Raw genomic sequence first — 16,094 nt, forward strand, 5'->3', positions numbered from 1 at the left:
CGCGGGGTCCCCTCAATAGGCCCGCGCGTAGTACACCGTCGCCCCAGACGGCCGCCCGCACACCACGCACGCACCGCGCGGGCGGTCGTCCAGCGGAATGACGCGCGGGGAGGCGCCCGTGCGCTCGCGTACGGCGTCCTCGCACGCCTGGTCCTGACACCAGCCGACCTTCACGAAGCCGCGCCGCTCCCGGATCGCCGCCTCCAGTGCCTGCAGCGTGTCGGCCTCGACGACGTGCGCGTCGAGGAAGGCCCGGGCTCGGGCGTAGTAGGCTCGCTGGACCTCCTCGAGGGCCGCCTGCACGGCGGCTTCCAGCCCGTCCAGGGGCACGGCGGTGCGGCCCGGCGCGGTGCGCTGCACCAGGGTGACCTGGCCGGCGGCCAGGTCACGGGGCCCCAGTTCCACGCGCAGCGGCACCCCGCGCATCTCCCAGTCGTTGAACTTCCAGCCCGGGGTGTATTCGTCCCGGTCGTCGAGCCGCACCCTGGCGACGGCGCGCAGGCGTTCGGTGACCTGTCGGGCGGCCGCCAGTACCCTGTCGCCCTCCTTGCCCGGGATGGGCACCACCACCACCTGGAGCGGGGCGATCCGCGGCGGCAGCGCCAGGCCCCGGTCGTCCCCGTGGGCCATGACCAGCGTGCCGAGCAGGCGTGTCGTCACCGCCCACGACGTGGTCCACACGTACTTCTCGGTGTTGTCCCGGTCGAGGAACTTCACGCCGAACGCGCGGGCGAAGTTCTGCCCGAGGAAGTGGCTCGTGCCGGCCTGGATCGCCTGCCGGTCGGGCATGAGCGCCTCGAGGGTGTAGGTCCAGTCCGCGCCGGCGAACTTCTCCGAGGGCGGCTTCTTGCCCACCACCACGGGAATGGCCAGCACGTCCTCGAGGAGCTGCCGGTAGATCTCCAGGATCGTGCGGCACTCCTGGTCGGCCTCCTCCCCTGTGGCGTGGGCGGTGTGCCCCTCGTGCCAGAGGAACTCGGCGGTCCGCAGGAACAGACGCGTGGCCTTCTCCCACCGCACCACGCTGTTCCACTGCAGCAGCAGCACCGGCAGGTCGCGGTAGGACTGGATCCACTTGGCGTACATGGGCATGATGATGGCTTCCGACGTGGGGCGCACCGCCAGACGCTCGGCCAGGGGCTCCTCGCCCCCGTGGGTGACCCACGCCACCTGCGGGGCGAACCCCTCGACGTGCTCGGCTTCCTTCTTGAGCAGCGACTCGGGCACGAACAGGGGGAAGTAGGCGTTCTGGTGGCCGGTGGCCTTGAAGCGCTCGTCGAGCCAGCGCTGGATGCCCTCCCACAGCGCGTAGCCGTACGGTCGGATCACCATGCACCCGCGCACTGGCGAGTAGTCGGCCAGTTCGGCCTTCAGGCAGACGGCCGTGTACCACTCGGCGAACGCCTCGGTCTTGCTGGGGATCTCCTTGACGAACGTCTGGGCGTCGGTGGACATGCTCCCCCCGGTGCGGCCCTCGCGGTGTGCATCACCCCGGATGCGTAGGGCAGTCTAGCACGCGCCCCGGGCGGGCAGCAACCGCAGGGGGCGCGCGGGGCGCGCCGGGCGCCAGGGTTCGAGGGCCGCCCGTCGAATCCCGTGCGCGACATCGGCCGCGATCGGCCGCTGTGGAGGTGCCCATGCCCAGCGTGCTGGCCACCGCGCTCGTGGTGCTGCTGGCGGCTCCGGCGGGCGCAGCGACCACCTACCGGACGCTCCACGCCGCCCGGCCCGGGGCCTACGAGGTGTCGGTGCGCTACCCGCAGTTCACCGCCCGCACGCCGCTGGCGCGCGCGGTGAACCGGGCGGTGGACGAGTGGGTGCACAACGAGCTGCGCCTCTGGACGCGGCTGTTCGCGGCACCGGCCGAGGGCGGGCCGCCCCAGGTGCAGCCGGCCGCGTACGTCGCGATCCCGCGCGTCACCTTCTACGACCCGTGGCGCCTCATCAGCCTGCACCTGGAGATCACGGAGACCACGGGCGCGGGCTCGGCCTATCCGTATCTCGTGGTCTTCAACTACGGGTGGCTCGACGGGCGCATCGCAGCCCTGCAGCTCCGTGACCTCTTCGCCCCGGGCGCGCCCTACCGGAGCCTCGTGGGCCGGCAGGTGGTGCGCAAGCTCCGCGACGCCGGCGCGCCGGCGGTCACCAGCGGACGCCTGACCATCCTCCCCGACGACATCCTCGACCGGTTCATCGTCGAGCCCGACGGGCTTCGCTACGTCTTCCTGCCCGGTGTGCTGGGCCCCCTGGCCGCCGGCAGCTTCGAGGTGAAGCTCACCCTGGACGACCTGGGCCCGTGGTTCCGCCGGACCCTGCTGCGGCGGGACTGAGGCAAAGCGGCTACCGCCGCTCCAACCACACGTTCCAGAAGGCGTGGCCCGGCTGCCCAGTGTACCCGCGCAGCTCGCGGCGGTGCACGTGCAGCAGGAAGTAGTCGCCGTACTTGATCGCCGGGACGTCCTCCCAGAACAGCCGTTGCGCGCGCCGCCAGATCTCCATGCGCACCCGGGGATCTGCGTGGCGGGCCAGCAACGTCAACATCGCCTGCATCTCCCGGTTCTCGTACCAGCCCGGCCAGGAGGCGTTGAGCACCAGCACCTGGGTGGGGTCCGGGAAGGTCAGCTGCGCGGTGTTGAGGGCGTCCCAGAGGTCGGGCCGGTTGCGGCGCGAGATCAGCGTGGCCCAGTCGACCACCTGAAAGTCGAAGACGAAGCCCACGCGCTCCAGCATGGGCTTGGCGATCTGCGCGGAGACCCCGTAGGCCTGGTACTCCATGGTGGTCATCCACTTGATGGGCTCGCCGCGGTAGCCGGCCTCGGCCAGCAGCTGCCGCGCCCGCTCCGGGTTCTTCTGGTTGTAGTGCTCCTTCCCCACGTCGGTCCACATGTAGTGCGGTTTGGGCAGCAGCGCGGGATCCAGACGGTAGAACCGCGGGGACCCGAACGTGCCCCGCATGACGGCCTCCATGTCCAGCGCCGCCAGCCATGCCTGCCGGAGCTTGCGGTTGACGAACGGCCCGCTGCGCTTGTTGAAGACGGTGGTCAACCACAGTGGCACGGGTGGGATGAAGGGCACGACCGCCGGGTCGGCCTGCAGCCGGGCGAACTCGTCCTGGGGGACGCTGTCGGCGAAGTGGTACTCCCCGCGCTGCACGCCAGCGATCCGGACGGCCACGTCGGGCACGGGGACGAAGAGCAACGTGTCCAGGTAGGCGGTCTTGCGACCCGCAAACCCGTCCGGGGCGTCGCTGCGGCTCGCGTACCCGTCGAACCGCTCCAGGCGCACGTGTCGGTCCGGCAGATGCTCGACGAACCGGTAGGGCCCCGTCCCGATGTATCGGCGGATCGGTCCGGTACCCGCCTCGTCGACCACCTCCTTGGGGTAGATGGCGGCGCCCTGCAGCGGCAAGGCCAGGTCCAGCAGCACCAGGCTGTAGGGCTCCTTGAGCCGCAGGACCACCGTGCGGGGATCGACGGCCTCCAGCGCCCGCACCGCCGCGAACAGCGCCCGCCCGCGCGTGGCGAGCCGGCCCCACCGTTGCAGCGACGCCACCACGTCGTCGGCGGTCAGCTCGCGCCCGTGGTGGAACCGCACCCCACGGCGCAGGGTGAAGGTGTAGGTCAGGCGGTCCGGGCTGAGGCGCCACGCCTCCACTAGCATCGGTTGCGGCTGGAAGCGGCTGTCCAGCGCGAAGAGCTGCTCGTAGACGTGCAACATGATGTCCTGGACGATCACCGCGGTGGTCAGGTGCAGGTCCAGCGTCGGTGGCTCGCCGATGTGCGCCATGCGGAAGACGCCACCCCGGACGGGCTGCGCCGTGCCCGGTGGCGCCATCGCCGCGACCACCGCCACGGCCAGCCCCAGGACGCCCAGGACGTAGGCTCGCCGCCTCATCGACCGTCCCCCTCCACCCCGAGCTGCCGCGCCAGCCGCTCGGCCGCCGCAGGGCCGGTGTTGACGGCGCGCACGCGCCCATCGCTGGTGATGACGACGGTGCTGGGCACCGTGAGGATCCCAAACCGCCTCACCAGCCCTCGCTCGCGGAGCGCGTCCACCTCTGCCACGACGACCTGGCCGGGGAAGCGCCCGACCAGGGCCTGGAGCGCCGGCCGCTGCACGGTCTTGCACGACGCGCACGCCGGCGTCACGAACGACAGCACCAGGGCTCGGGCGCCATTGACGCCGTAAGCCGCCACCAGGTCGGCTGCCCCCTGGCGCAGCACCCGCCGACGACGCCACGCCAGCGCCAGGGCCACGCCCCCCACCACGAGCGCGACGACCCCCAGGGCCACGACCGGCGCGGGCCAGGTCACGACGAGCCCTCCGGGCGGCGCAGCCAGCCACGCCGCGCGAGCTGGTAGTAGACGAAGCACCCGGCGCAGAACCCGGCCACCACGTTGAGCAGCGCCAGCACCGCCACCAGCGCCGCCAGCACCCACCCGGCGACCGACGCCCCCACGAAGAGCGCCAGCGTGGCCACCCAGAGCACGCCCGCGCCGAGCGCCTGGGCGAAGCGGTGGGGGGCGGGGTCGTCGGGAATCACCCGGGGGCGGACCACGCCCAGGGGCACCGCCACCCGCTGGTAGAGCCACCGGAAGAGGCTGCGCTCGGGCGTGGCGGCACTGAGCGCCAGGGCCGCTGCCAGGAACAGCACGAGCCAGGGTGCGTTCAAGACGCCCGCGACGACGATCCACAGCGCCACCACCGTCTGGGCGAACTTGATCGCGGTCTGATCCACCATCGGCATCTGCGACATGCGTCCATCCCTCGCCTGCACCAGAATCCGAGCGGGCGGACGGCTCCCGCCCGTCCCACGGCCTGCGGCGGAGACGTCGCCGGCGCCTGCGCTAGGGGTGAAAGCTGGTTACAGCAGGGAAGCGGCGAAGGCGCCAGGCGACCTCCGCCACGGACAGATGCATTTCCGCGGAGCGTACAGCATGGCGCCAGGATACAAGCGGGACAGGATCACGACCACCTCACCGCGCCGCATCGGCGCAGTCGGTCCTTGACGCCCTTGTACCAGGACCCGGGTGGCGTGTCAAGGCGGCCCGGGTGCCATGGCAAGGCGGGTGGAACCGGGCGCCCGTCATGACGCGTGCTGCCCGATCCACGCCATCGTCGCCGCCAGCGCCGCGTCCATGGCTTCGCGGGTCTGCGCCGGTGGCGGCAGCGGCGGGCCGAAGCGCACGCGCACGGCGCCTGGCCGCGGCACGCGGGCCCCCAGCGGAAAGACCCGAGCAGAACCCGCCACCGCCACGGGCACCAACAGCACGCGGGCGCGGGCGGCGATGAGCGCGGCGCCGCGGTGCGGTGGCAGGGGATGGGGCGTGACGCGGCCTTCGGGGAAGACGCCGACCTTGCGTCCTGCGGCGAGTGCGCGCACGGCCTGACGCACCGCCGGAAGGTCCACCTCGCCGCGCCGGACCGGAATACAACCGTAGGCGCGCATCACCCAGCCGATGCCGCGCCACTCCAGGAACTCCGCCGCCGCGACGAAGAGGATGCGCTCGGGCACCGCGGCAGCGACGAACAGCGGGTCGAGGGCGCTGCGGTGGTTGGCGACGAGGACCGCCGGTCCCGCCGGATAGTGCTCCCGTCCTTCGACATGCAAGCGCACGTACACCCGCAGCAGGCCGCGCACCGCGCGGTGCACCAGCCAGAACCACCGGCTCTCCGGGGGGCCGACCGCTCCCCGCTCCGCCGCCATCGCAGCGTGCGCGCCGGCGCCGCCGCACCGCGCTACGGGCGCACGCGGACTAGCCGCCCGCCGCGGGCTCGCGGTGCCCGCGGCACCGCTCACGGGAGCGTCGCGCGGCGGTTGCGCACGGTCGCGCGCATCGTCGCCACGGCCCACCGGCCCGCCCGCAGGCTGCCGCGCACCGCGCCGCCCACCGGCCGCAGGAACCGGCGGGCCGTCATGCTGACGACGGCCAGGGCCCGGCGCAGCCACCGCAGCCGCGCGCCCAGCGCCTGCAGCGCCGGGACGTGCGCGTAGAGCAGCGAGGCCGCCAGGATCCCGGCCGAGATCAGGAACTTGTGGAGGTGCGAGATGTGGACGGCGAGCAGGTCCTCGGCCAGCACCTCGAGGCCGATGGCGAACACCAGCAGGTAGGCCGCGGCCTCCAGGATCGGCTCGCGGGCGATGAGCCGGACGAAGATGCCCGCGGCAAACCGCATGGTCACGATCCCCAGGAAGACGCCGGTGAGGATGACCCACATCTCGCGGGACAGGGCCACCGCGGCCACGACGTTGTCGAGGCTGAAGGCCAGATCGGCCAGCTCCACGTTGAGGACCACCACCCAGAACGCGCGCGAGGCGGCGACGAGCACGTCGCTGCGGTCGGCCAGCTCGGCCTTCTCGGCCTCGGCGCCGAAATGGGTGATGGCCAGGTAGATCAGGTACAGGCCGCCCACCAGCAGCAGCCAGCGATTGCGCACGACCCAGGCGGCAGCGAACAGCATGGTCCCCCGCCCCAGGTACGCACCGAGCAGGCCCGCCTTGAGCGCCGCCATCTGCTGGCCGCCGAGCAGCCGGTGGACCGGCCGCGCCAGGAACTGCAGGGGCCGGGGCCAGGGGATCGGCTCGTGGCGCGGCAGGGCCGAGACCATGGCGCCCAGGACCGCGGCGTTGTCGATAGAGAGGATCCCCTCCAGGTAGACCAGCTGGAGGACGATCAGGATGGCGCTCCAGTCGATCGCCGGCACGCCCGTCACTCACCCCGTTCCCGCCACAGCGCCCTCACCGCAGCGGCATCCGCGCCACGGTGATCTCGTCGGCCACCGCCGTCACCCGCGGTACGCTGCGAGCCACCGCGACCGCGGCCGCCCGCTCGTCGGGGTCGAAGACGACCCCTGCCAGCGTGACGGTGCCGCCGCGGGCCGTCACCTGCAGGTCCACGTGGCCCAGGCGGTCGTCCATCTTCAGCGCCTCCGCCACGCGGGCGGCCAGCGCGCGGTCTGCCACCTCCTGGCGCGAGGCGTCGTCAGGCTGGAACGCCGGGTCGTCCAGCAGGCGCTCGATGAGCTCGCACGCCGGCTCCACCGCGATGCGCTCGGTGTTGACCACCAGATCGTAGAGGTCGCTGTCCTCCCACTCCACGTCGAAGAACTGTCGCAGGCGCGCCCGCACGCCGTCGTCGTACCGCTGGGCCAGGGCCTGGGCCTCGTGGCGGGGCACCGCCAGCCGCTCCGTCAGGCGCGCCACCCGCACCTCCAGCGGGGCGCAGACGCGCACGCGCACCGCGTGGCGTACGCCCCGCAGCAGCATGGTCGACCAGCGCCCGAGGATCACCACGTCGTCGGCCGCCGCGACCTCCAGCACCCGGGCAGCCACGTGGTGGAAGTTGCGGCGCGCCGGCAGGCTCAGGCGCTCCCACAGCCCCGGCGCCTGCTCCACCGAGCGGAGCAACGCCTCCTCGCTGACCTCGCCCACCCGCGCCGCCGCTTCCAGGATCTCGCGGCGCACGTAGCGGTAGCCGCGGCGCACGGCCAGCCGTTCCGCAATGAAGGTGCCCAGGCTGCCCAGTTCGCGGGTGAACGCGACGATACCCATCTGCGCCGCTAGCCCCGCGGCGCCGGCGCGGGTGCGGGGGCGGCGCCCCGGCGCCCGCGGGCCTGGCGGCGCAGCGCCCGCAGGGCCGGCAACGCCACCAGGGCCAGCGCGGCCGCCATGAAGGTCAGGGCGATGGGACGGTGCAGGAAGATCGCCGGCGAGCCCTGGCCCATGATCAGGCTCTGCCGCAGCGCCTGCTCGGTCATGTCGCCGAGCACCAGCGCCACGACCAGCGGCGCCAGCGGGTACCCCAGCTTCTTGAACAGGTAGCCGGCCAGCCCGGACGCCAGCATGATCCACAGGTCGAGGACCTGGTTGTTGGCGGCGTAGGCGCCCACGCTGGAGAGGATGACGATCAGCGGCGCCAGGATCCCGAACGGGATGCGGTTGATGGCCGCGAACGCCGGCACCATGGTGAGGACGATCAGCACGCCGATGACGTTGGCCAGGTACATGGAGCCGATGAGGCCCCAGACGAACTCCCGCTGCTCCCGGAACAGCAGCGGTCCGGGGTTGAGGCCCCAGATGAAGAAACCGGCCAGCATCACCGCGGCCGTGGGCGAACCCGGGATCCCCAGCGTGATCATGGGCAGCAGCGCTCCGATGCCCGCCGCGTGGGCTGCCGTCTCGGGCGCCACCACCCCTTCCACCTCGCCGGTGCCGAACCGGTGGCCGCGCGGGCTGAACTGCCTGGCCAGGCCGTAGCTCATGAACGACGCGGGCGTGGCCCCGGTCCCGGGCAGGACGCCGATCCAGAACCCCAGCGCGGTGCCCCGGATGATGGTCCAGACGTAGCGGGGGAACAGCTTCCACGTCTCCCACACGTCGCGGAAACTCAGGCGCGCGCGCACGCCCTCCAGCCGCAACCCCTCCTCCACCGTCAGGAGGATCTCGCCGAGCCCGAACAGGCCGATGGCGATCACGATGAAGTTGATGCCGCTCTGGAGGGCCACCACGTCGAAGGTCATGCGCGGCGAGCCGCTGACGATGTCGAACCCGACGGTGCCCAGCAGCAGCCCCAGCAGGGTCATGAGCACCGACTTGAGGGGGTCGCCCCCTTCGAGGCCCGCAATGGTGGCGAACGCCAGCAGGAGCACCGCGAAGTTCTCGGGCGGGCCGAACTTCAGGGCGACCTCGGCCAGCGGCGGCGCGAAGAACGTGAACAGCACGATGGAGATGAACGCGCCGATGAACGACGAGGTGAAGGCCGCCGCCAGCGCGATCCCCGGCTTGCCCTGCTTGGCCAGGGGATGGCCGTCGAACGTCGTGGCCACCGACCAGGGCTCGCCCGGGATGTTGAAGAGGATCGACGTGATGGCGCCACCGAAGATGGCGCCCCAGTAGACCGACGAGAGCAGGATGATGGCCGACGTCGGCTGGAGCCGGAACGTCAGCGGCAGCAGCAGCGCGATGCCGTTGGTCCCGCCCAGGCCCGGCAGGACGCCGATGGCCGTACCCAGCAGCAGCCCCACGGCCGCCACGAAGAGGTTGGTGGGCGAGGCCGCCACCCCGATCCCGTAGAGCAGGTCGTGGAAGATCCCCAGCAGGCTCATCGGGGGCTACCGTCCATAGAGGAACCACTCCAGGGCCAGGCCTTTGGGCATCGGCATCAGGAACCACCGCTCGAAGATCAGGAACAGCACCAGCGGCAGGGCGACGCTGACCACCGCCACCTGTGCCCAGCGGTGGCGCCCGACCAGCCGCATGTAGCCCGCCAGGTACAGGGCCCCGCCCAGGTAGATCCCCAGGTAGTGGATGAGCGCCACCACGGCCACCATCGGGAAAAAGACGATCGCCAGCGGCTTCCAGGCGCCCGGGGGGACGAAGGGCTCGTCGCGCCGCCGCCCGGCGCGCCAGGCCCGGACCAGGATGACGGCGGCCACGATGGTGACGCCGACGGCGAGCCAGAACGGGAAGAAGCCGGGGCCGGGCCCTGCGCTCGTCCAGGCGATGGGGAGCCGCAGGGCCTCGCGGACCAACAGCAGCGCGCCGGCCACCAGGCCCAGCGCCATCAGCAGTTCGCCTCGCTGCATGGGGGATGCGGCCAGGAGCCCTGCGCTGGGGCCGCGCGCCGTCGCGCGCGGCCCCAGCAACTCGGTGCGCTACTCCTTGGGCGCGAGCCCTCCCTTCACCATCAGGCTGCGCACCGCGGCGTCCTTCTCCTGCAGCCACCGCACGAACTCGGGGCCGGTCTGCCACGCCTTGGTGTAGGCGCCCCGCTCGATGAACTCGGTCATCTCCGGGGTGTCCATGACCTTCCGGAAGACGTCCTGGTAGAACGCCACGGCCTCGGCCGGCATCTCCGGCGGCCCGAAGATCCCGCGCAGCATCTGGTACTCCAGCGGGAAGCCCAGCTCTTTCATCGTGGGGATCTCGCCCCACTTGCCGACCCGCACCCGCTCTGCGGCGAAGATCGCCAGCGGCCGCACCCGACCGCCCTCCCAGTGGCCCACGGCCTCGATGGGGTTGTTCACCGTGAAGTCGACCTGCTTGCCCACCAGTGCCCCGGCCACGGCCCCGCCGCCGGGGAACGGGACGTACGTGAAGTCGACGCCCCACGCCTGCTCCAGCATGACCATGATGATCTCGTCCTCCTGCTTGGAGCCGGTGCCGGCCATCTTGAGGCTGCCCGGCGGGGCCGCCCGCGCCGCCCGCTGGAAGTCGGCCACGGTGCGCCACGGCGAGTCGGCGTGCACCCACAGCACGAAGTGGTCGAGCAGCAGCCGCGCGATCGGCGTGAGATCCCGCCACGAGAACCGGGAGCCGTCGCGCTTGCGGATCACCTGGGCGACGGGCGTCGCGAACAGGTTGTCCAGCGTGATCAGGATCGTGTGCGGGTCGCCCGTCTTGTCGATCATCCACAGGAACGCCTGGGTGCCCGCCCCGGCGGCCCGGTTCACCGGAATGAAGGGTTGCGGCGACAGCCGGTGTTTCTCGATCAGGGGCTGGATGAAGCGCGCCTGCTGGTCCGCACCGCCTCCGGTCCCGGCCGGGATCGTCCACTCCACCGGACGGCGTGGCGTCCAGGCCGGTCCTCCCCAGGCCAGGGCCACAGCCAGCAGCACGGCCCCCAGGCCCCCCATGACGCTCACGCGCGCTCTACGCCACCGTTCCATGCCCACGCCACCTCCCAGGCGCGATGTTGATGTACCCGCAGCGCGTCCTCCACGCGGCGCGCGGGGACCGCGGCGATGACAAGGCGGGGCCGCCGCGCTGCTCCGTGGTCCCCGGGCGTGGAGTCGGAATACCTCACCGACGCGGTCAAGAATGTGTGCGGCGGCACCGCCCTGTGCGGTGCCGCCGCCATGGCTGCCTCTGCCCATCGACGCAGCATCGCGGGTCACGGCCCGCCCGGCTACGCCGGAGGCTTGTCCCGCACGATGTCGCTCCAGAACGGGATCACGCCCGGAATGATCCACTTCTCCCACATCTCGTCGACCTTGGCCTGGAAGTAGTCGATGTCGTCGTCGGTGAAGTGGGCGAAGCGGCCCTGCCGCAGCAGGTAGTCGCGCACCGGCTTGCGCCGCGTCCGGCCCTCGGCGATGCCCCGCGTCTTCCCGTAGAGCTTCAGCTGGTGGTTCTCCACCTCGTACAGCGGCCAGATGCCGCACTCCACCGCCAGCTCGCCGAGCTCGTGGGAGAGGATGGGGTCGTAGTCCCAGCCCTTGGGGCAGGGGTCCAGCGAGTGGATGAACGTGGGCCCGCCGATGGACAGGGCCTTGCGGACCCGGTTCATCATGTCCACCGCGTACGAGGCGCACACGGTGGCCACGTACCGGCACTCGGGGTGGCCGGCGGCGAGCATGCCGGCCACGTTCTTCTTCCACCGGGTGTGCAGGATGCGCTTCATGCGTCCCGGTGGCGAGAACGTGGTGTGGGCGCCCCACGGCGTGACGCCGGAGAGCTGGATGTCGGTGTTGGCGTAGGACTCGTTGTCGTAGAGGAGGATGAGGAAGTTGTAGTCGGTGTGGGTGAGCGCCGCCGAGATGGCCGACAGCCCCATGTCCGCGCCGCCGCCGTCGCCGCAGAAGGCGATGACGTTGATCGGCTCCACGGGGATCTTGCCCTTGCGCATCAGCACCTTCAGGGCCGCCGCCGTGCCCAGCCCCGCCGAGCCGCTGCTGCCCAGCTGGGTGTGCATCCAGGGCACCACCCACGAGGTGCTGTAGTAGGTGGTGTTGGCCACGTACATGCACCCGGTGCTGCCCAGCACCACGGTGCGGGGCCCGGCGGCCTTCACCATGAGCTTCATGACCAGGGCCGACTCGCACCCCTGGCACGTCCGGTGGCCGGAGGTGAAGTACTCCTCCAGCGGCACCTTCTTGACCCCCTTGAACGGCTCCAGGGTCGGGACCGGATAGGTCTCCACCGCATCTGCCATGGTCGCCACGCTCCCTTGTGCAGCACGCTCCCGCCCGCGGCGGTGCCGGCGGGCTACTCCCGCAACCCGATCCAGTACGTGTCGACGAGCCGTTCGCCGCCGGCGGCCCGGTACAGGTAGTCGGTCATCTCCCGGACGTTGGGCACCGTGACCTCGCGGCCGCCCAGCCCGCAGATGAACCCCACCACCGGCGGCCGCTGCGGGGCGGCGTAGAGGGCGGTGCGTACCTCGTTGGCCACGACGCCGCTGTAGTAGGGCGATCCGAAGGAGTAGTCGCGGTCGATGACGCCCACGGCGGCGAACCGGCCCAGGCAGGCCGCCAGCGCCTCGGTCGGGAACGGCCGGAACCAGCGCAGGCGCACGAACCCGACCTTGCGGCCCTCCTTGCGCATCTTGCGGATGGCCACCTTCACCGGCATGGACAGCGTGCCCATGCCCAGCAGCACCACCTCGGCGTCCTCGGTCTCGTACTCCTCGAAGAACGGGTTGCCGTAGCGGCGGCCGAAGATGCGCTCGAAGTCGGCGTAGGCCTCCCGGATCACCTGGGGCGCACGCCGCATGGCGGCGTCGTTCTGCTTGCGGATCTCCATCACCCAGTCCTCGTTGGCCTGCGGCGCGACGGTGATGGGGTTGTCGGGGTGCAGCCGCAGGTCGCCGCGGTTATACGGCGGGAGGAACTCGCGCACCCGTTCGGCCGCCGGGATCCGCACCAGCGCCTGGGAGTGGGTCAGGAAGGCCCCATCGCACCCGATGGCGCACGGCAGGAAGACCCGCCGGTCCTCGGCGATGCGCCACGCCAGCAGGGCGGTGTCCAGCGCTTCCTGCGCCGTGTCGACCCACACCAGCATCCAGCCCAGGTCGCGCACGGCCAGGGCGTCGTTGTGCTCCACGCCAAACGCCCCCGGATCGTCCAGCGCCCGGTTGCCCACCATGGCCACCATGGGGATGCGCAGGGCCGGGGTGACCGTCAGGGCTTCGAAGGCGTACATCCAGCCGACGCCCGAGGATCCCACGAACACCCGGGCGCCCACCGCCGAGGCGTGCTTGACGATCTCGAACTGCGAGTGCTCGCTCTCGGCGACGATGTACTCGCAGTCCATCTCGCCGTTGGCCACCAGCTTGGCCACGTACTGCATCACGGTGTCGTACGGCCGGATGGGATAGGCGGTGATGACGTCGACGTCGGCCAGCTTGCAGGCCACCGCGATGGCCTCGCTGCCGCTGATGAGCTCCTCCTTGTCGCCCAGGGCGACTGTCGGTTCCTGTACCGTCGCCATTGTCACGCCCCTCCTGCGCTGGCTTCCGTGGTGTCCTCGCGGCCGACCTTCTCCTCGCCGCCGGGGGCCAGGCCCACGGCGGCCAGGGCCTTGATCTGCTCCTGGTAGAGCCCGCGGAGCCGGAACCCGTGGGCCCGCTCGGGCCGGGCGCTGATCTTCTCGGCGACCCAGGCGCGATAGCCCTCCCGGTCCGCCTTCCACATCTCCCACTGGCTGCGGTTGTCCGTGAACGCGCTCTCGTTGACCATGGTGATGCAGTGCTCGATGGGGCACACCGCCTCGCACACCCCGCAGCCGCAGCACGACTCCATGCGCACGTCGTAGAGGCCGTCGGGGGTCACGTCGAAGCAGGAGTCCGGGCACTGCAGCCAGCAGAGCGTGCACTTGATGCACTTCTCGAAGTCGATCACCGGCCGCATCGTGCGGGTGGTGAACTTCTTGAAGTAGGGGTTCACCGCCGCGCGGTAGCCGCCGACCTGGCCGGTCACGGGATCGGTGATGGCACCCCCCATGGGGATGTTGCGGATCGCGATGCCCTCGGGCATCTCCCGCCAGCCTGGCAGCGTGAACGCGTAGGGCTGCTCGGGGTTCCCGACACCGGGCGGCACCACCGTGGTCTCGACCCGGCTGTAGGCCTTGCGGGCGGAGGTGACCTTCAACTCGTCCTTCCACTCGTCGCGAATGGCGGCCTCGATCGCCGCCAGCGAGAGCATCTCCGGCACCAGCCGCGCGATGGTGCCCAGGATGCGGACGTCGGTGTGGTCGTCCTTGAAGACCCACAGCCCGGAGAACGAGGGGATCCCGCGCACGATGGCCAGCTCGTAGGGCACGTCCTTGGCGTGGATCATCTTCAGCAGGTCGTCAAACCCCAGCATGCTGGTCACAACCAGCTTACCGCCGGGGCCGAGCAGCCGGTTGACGGGCTGCAGGCCGTACCACGCCCAGGACTCCACACCCTTGCACAGGGTGTCGTCGACGACCACCGTGACGTCCACCTGCTTGGGCTCGTACTGGGCCATGCTCTCCTCGAGGGTGACCTCGTCGGGAGCGATGATGGCGAAGTTCTTGGCGGGAATGCCGTTGCGTTCGGGCGAGTCGCCGTAGCGCCCGAAGGAGATGCCGGTCTTGCCCTCCTTGGCCGCCGCCAGCACCAGCCCGCGGCTGATGTGCTTGGCCAGGGTCTTCTGGAAGATGCCGCGGTAGATGATCTCGACGGCGTAACTGCGGTCCATGGGCCTATACCCCCTTGGCCGCGCCGACGGGTTCGGGCGCCGGCAGCAGCGTCTCCTCGATCTGCTCCAGGTGAGCCAGCATCGCGCGGGCGGCCGCCTCGGGGTCGCGCCGGCGGATCGCCTCCAGGATCTGCCGGTGCCCCCGCAGCGACCGCTGCGGCCGGCCGCGCACCTGCAGGGACCGTTCCCGGCCCTCGCGCAGCAGGTCCATCAGCACGTCGATGACCTTCAGCACCACCTGGTTGCGCGAGGCGCGCGCGATCATGTCGTGAAAGGCGGTGTCCTCGTCGATGGCCAGCCCGCCGGCCTCGATCTTGGCGGCCTGGCGGGCGAGGATCGCCTCCATCTGGCGGATCTCGTCGGGGGTGGCGCGGCGCGCGGCCTCGCGGGCCATGGCCGGTTCGATCATCTTGCGCACCGCCATGAGGTCGGCCAGCAGGTCGCGGCGGGTGAGCAGCGCCGAGGCCAGGGGCGCCATGATCGACTCGGGCGAGACCTCCCGCACCACCGTGCCCTCGCCCTGGCGCGGCTCCAGCAACCCCGCCATCTGCAGTGCGCGGATGGCGTCCCGCACCGACGTACGGCTGACGCCCAGCGCCTGCGCGAGCTCGCGCTCGGGCGGCAGCTTGTCACCGGGGCGCAGGTGGCCGTCGGCGATCAGGCGCCGCAGCCGTGCTGCGACCTCCTCGTATACCTTCGTCCGCCGCACCGGCTCCAGGGTCGCCGCGAGGCGCCCGGGGCGAGATTCTTGACTCATCGGCTCAAAAAAGGTCCAATGGTCCAACGTCTGCCTTTAGGGGCATTATCGGAACGACCGCCAGTGCTGTCAAGGCTGTCAGGGTGGCCGGCCGGTCTGCAACAGCAGTCGCGGCCCCGTTCCGGTGCCACGGGGGCGCGCTGCTCCGCTCGTGCTGCCCCCGGGCCCGATGGCTGCCGTGGGCGGTGGATGCCCTGCATCGCACGTCGAGCGCGTGTCCGGCAGACGACCGGTCGCCTTCACCGAACCTTCACACGGACCGGCTAGGCTCGAGCCGGCACCGGACGACGTCGGGCGGAGGTGGCGATGGTCGTCACGCCGGAGGGAGACGCGGCGCAGCGCGCGAACGACGCCCAGCGACGCTTCGAGGATCTCGTGGGGAGGCGACTGGGCCTGCTGCGCAGCGCCGCCATGCGTCTCGTCCGCAACCCGACCGACGCCGACGACCTCGTCCAGGAGACGCTGCTGCGGGCATGGCGGTCCTTCCACACGTTCCGCCACGCCCGCAACCCCACCGGCTGGTTGGTTCGCATCCTGCGCAATGCGTACATCGACCGGCTGCGGACGTACCGCCGCGCGCCAGCAGTAGTGCCGCTCGACGACGTGCTGGACGAGCCGGCGCGCCTGCCCGCGTGGCCGGCGTCATCTGACGCGGGCGACCCCACCCGCCGCGTGGAAGCCGTGCTGGACCCCCGGCTCGCTGACGCGCTTCGCGCGCTGCCGGCACCGTTTCGGCGCGTGGTCGTCCTGGCCGACGTGCACGCCCTGCGCTACCGCGAGATCGCCGCCACCATGGGCATCCCCATGGGCACGGTGATGTCCAGGTTGCTGCGCGGCCGCCGCCGGCTGCGCCGCCACCTGGAGGGCCTGCAGGCGGCACCATGAACGCCCCGCC

General features: G+C 71.6%; 16 protein-coding genes. 2 read left to right on the forward strand and 14 right to left on the reverse strand.

The window, feature by feature from the left end:
• Positions 1-12: 12 nt before the first annotated feature.
• The gene (gene proS, locus QN157_02630; GenBank protein MDR7554478.1) at positions 13-1,455 is read right to left on the reverse strand and encodes a proline--tRNA ligase; all 1,443 of its coding nucleotides are present in this window, start codon (positions 1,453-1,455) and stop codon (positions 13-15) included.
• Between the two features lie 182 nt (positions 1,456-1,637).
• On the opposite strand from proS, the gene QN157_02635 reads away from it, so the two are divergent.
• Positions 1,638-2,330, forward strand: a complete 693-nt coding sequence (locus QN157_02635) for an RsiV family protein (GenBank protein MDR7554479.1) — start codon at positions 1,638-1,640, stop codon at positions 2,328-2,330.
• A gap of 10 nt (positions 2,331-2,340) precedes the next feature.
• Here QN157_02635 and QN157_02640 read toward each other — a convergent pair whose 3' ends face one another.
• The 13 genes from QN157_02640 to QN157_02700 all read right to left on the reverse strand — a co-directional run bounded on the left by QN157_02640 (position 2,341) and on the right by QN157_02700 (position 15,151).
• Positions 2,341-3,894 carry an ABC transporter substrate-binding protein gene (locus QN157_02640; GenBank protein MDR7554480.1) on the reverse strand — a complete coding sequence of 518 codons (1,554 nt, stop codon included), beginning with the start codon at positions 3,892-3,894 and terminating at the stop codon, positions 2,341-2,343.
• Positions 3,891-4,313 carry a thioredoxin family protein gene (locus QN157_02645; protein MDR7554481.1) on the reverse strand — a complete coding sequence of 141 codons (423 nt, stop codon included), beginning with the start codon at positions 4,311-4,313 and terminating at the stop codon, positions 3,891-3,893. The genes QN157_02640 and QN157_02645 overlap by 4 nt, the downstream gene beginning before the upstream one ends.
• Positions 4,310-4,756 (reverse strand): DUF4395 domain-containing protein, encoded by a 447-nt coding sequence (locus QN157_02650; GenBank protein MDR7554482.1) that lies wholly within the window; start codon positions 4,754-4,756, stop codon positions 4,310-4,312. Before QN157_02650 ends, QN157_02645 begins: the two co-directional genes overlap by 4 nt.
• 330 nt (positions 4,757-5,086) lie before the next feature.
• Positions 5,087-5,707, reverse strand: coding sequence for a lysophospholipid acyltransferase family protein (locus QN157_02655; GenBank protein MDR7554483.1), 621 nt, complete (start codon positions 5,705-5,707; stop codon positions 5,087-5,089).
• Between the two features lie 89 nt (positions 5,708-5,796).
• Entirely contained in the window at positions 5,797-6,705 is a 909-nt protein-coding gene (locus tag QN157_02660; protein ID MDR7554484.1) for a tellurium resistance protein TerC, read from the reverse strand.
• 34 nt (positions 6,706-6,739) lie between these two features.
• Positions 6,740-7,552 (reverse strand): cytidylate kinase family protein, encoded by an 813-nt coding sequence (locus QN157_02665; GenBank protein MDR7554485.1) that lies wholly within the window; start codon positions 7,550-7,552, stop codon positions 6,740-6,742.
• Positions 7,553-7,560: 8 nt separating this feature from the next.
• Entirely contained in the window at positions 7,561-9,105 is a 1,545-nt protein-coding gene (locus tag QN157_02670) for a tripartite tricarboxylate transporter permease (GenBank protein ID MDR7554486.1), read from the reverse strand.
• A gap of 6 nt (positions 9,106-9,111) precedes the next feature.
• On the reverse strand, positions 9,112-9,585 hold the full coding sequence (locus QN157_02675) for a tripartite tricarboxylate transporter TctB family protein (protein ID MDR7554487.1): 474 nt from the start codon (positions 9,583-9,585) through the stop codon (positions 9,112-9,114).
• Positions 9,586-9,654: 69 nt separating this feature from the next.
• Complete coding sequence (locus QN157_02680) at positions 9,655-10,668, reverse strand: tripartite tricarboxylate transporter substrate binding protein (protein ID MDR7554488.1); 1,014 nt, start codon at positions 10,666-10,668, stop codon at positions 9,655-9,657.
• Between the two features lie 239 nt (positions 10,669-10,907).
• Positions 10,908-11,933, reverse strand: a complete 1,026-nt coding sequence (locus QN157_02685; GenBank protein MDR7554489.1) for a thiamine pyrophosphate-dependent enzyme — start codon at positions 11,931-11,933, stop codon at positions 10,908-10,910.
• A gap of 53 nt (positions 11,934-11,986) precedes the next feature.
• Positions 11,987-13,210: a pyruvate ferredoxin oxidoreductase gene (locus tag QN157_02690; protein ID MDR7554490.1), complete on the reverse strand. Its 1,224-nt coding sequence runs from the start codon at positions 13,208-13,210 to the stop codon at positions 11,987-11,989.
• Between the two features lie 2 nt (positions 13,211-13,212).
• The gene (locus tag QN157_02695; protein ID MDR7554491.1) at positions 13,213-14,442 is read right to left on the reverse strand and encodes a 4Fe-4S dicluster-binding protein; all 1,230 of its coding nucleotides are present in this window, start codon (positions 14,440-14,442) and stop codon (positions 13,213-13,215) included.
• 4 nt (positions 14,443-14,446) lie between these two features.
• On the reverse strand, positions 14,447-15,151 hold the full coding sequence (locus QN157_02700; GenBank protein MDR7554492.1) for a FadR/GntR family transcriptional regulator: 705 nt from the start codon (positions 15,149-15,151) through the stop codon (positions 14,447-14,449).
• A gap of 354 nt (positions 15,152-15,505) precedes the next feature.
• Between QN157_02700 and QN157_02705 the strand changes: the two genes are divergently transcribed.
• Entirely contained in the window at positions 15,506-16,084 is a 579-nt protein-coding gene (locus QN157_02705; GenBank protein ID MDR7554493.1) for a sigma-70 family RNA polymerase sigma factor, read from the forward strand.
• The last annotated feature ends 10 nt before the right edge of the window (positions 16,085-16,094 follow it).

Source organism: Armatimonadota bacterium (assembly GCA_031459855.1).
GTDB lineage: Bacteria > Sysuimicrobiota > Sysuimicrobiia > Sysuimicrobiales > Humicultoraceae > Fervidifonticultor > Fervidifonticultor primus.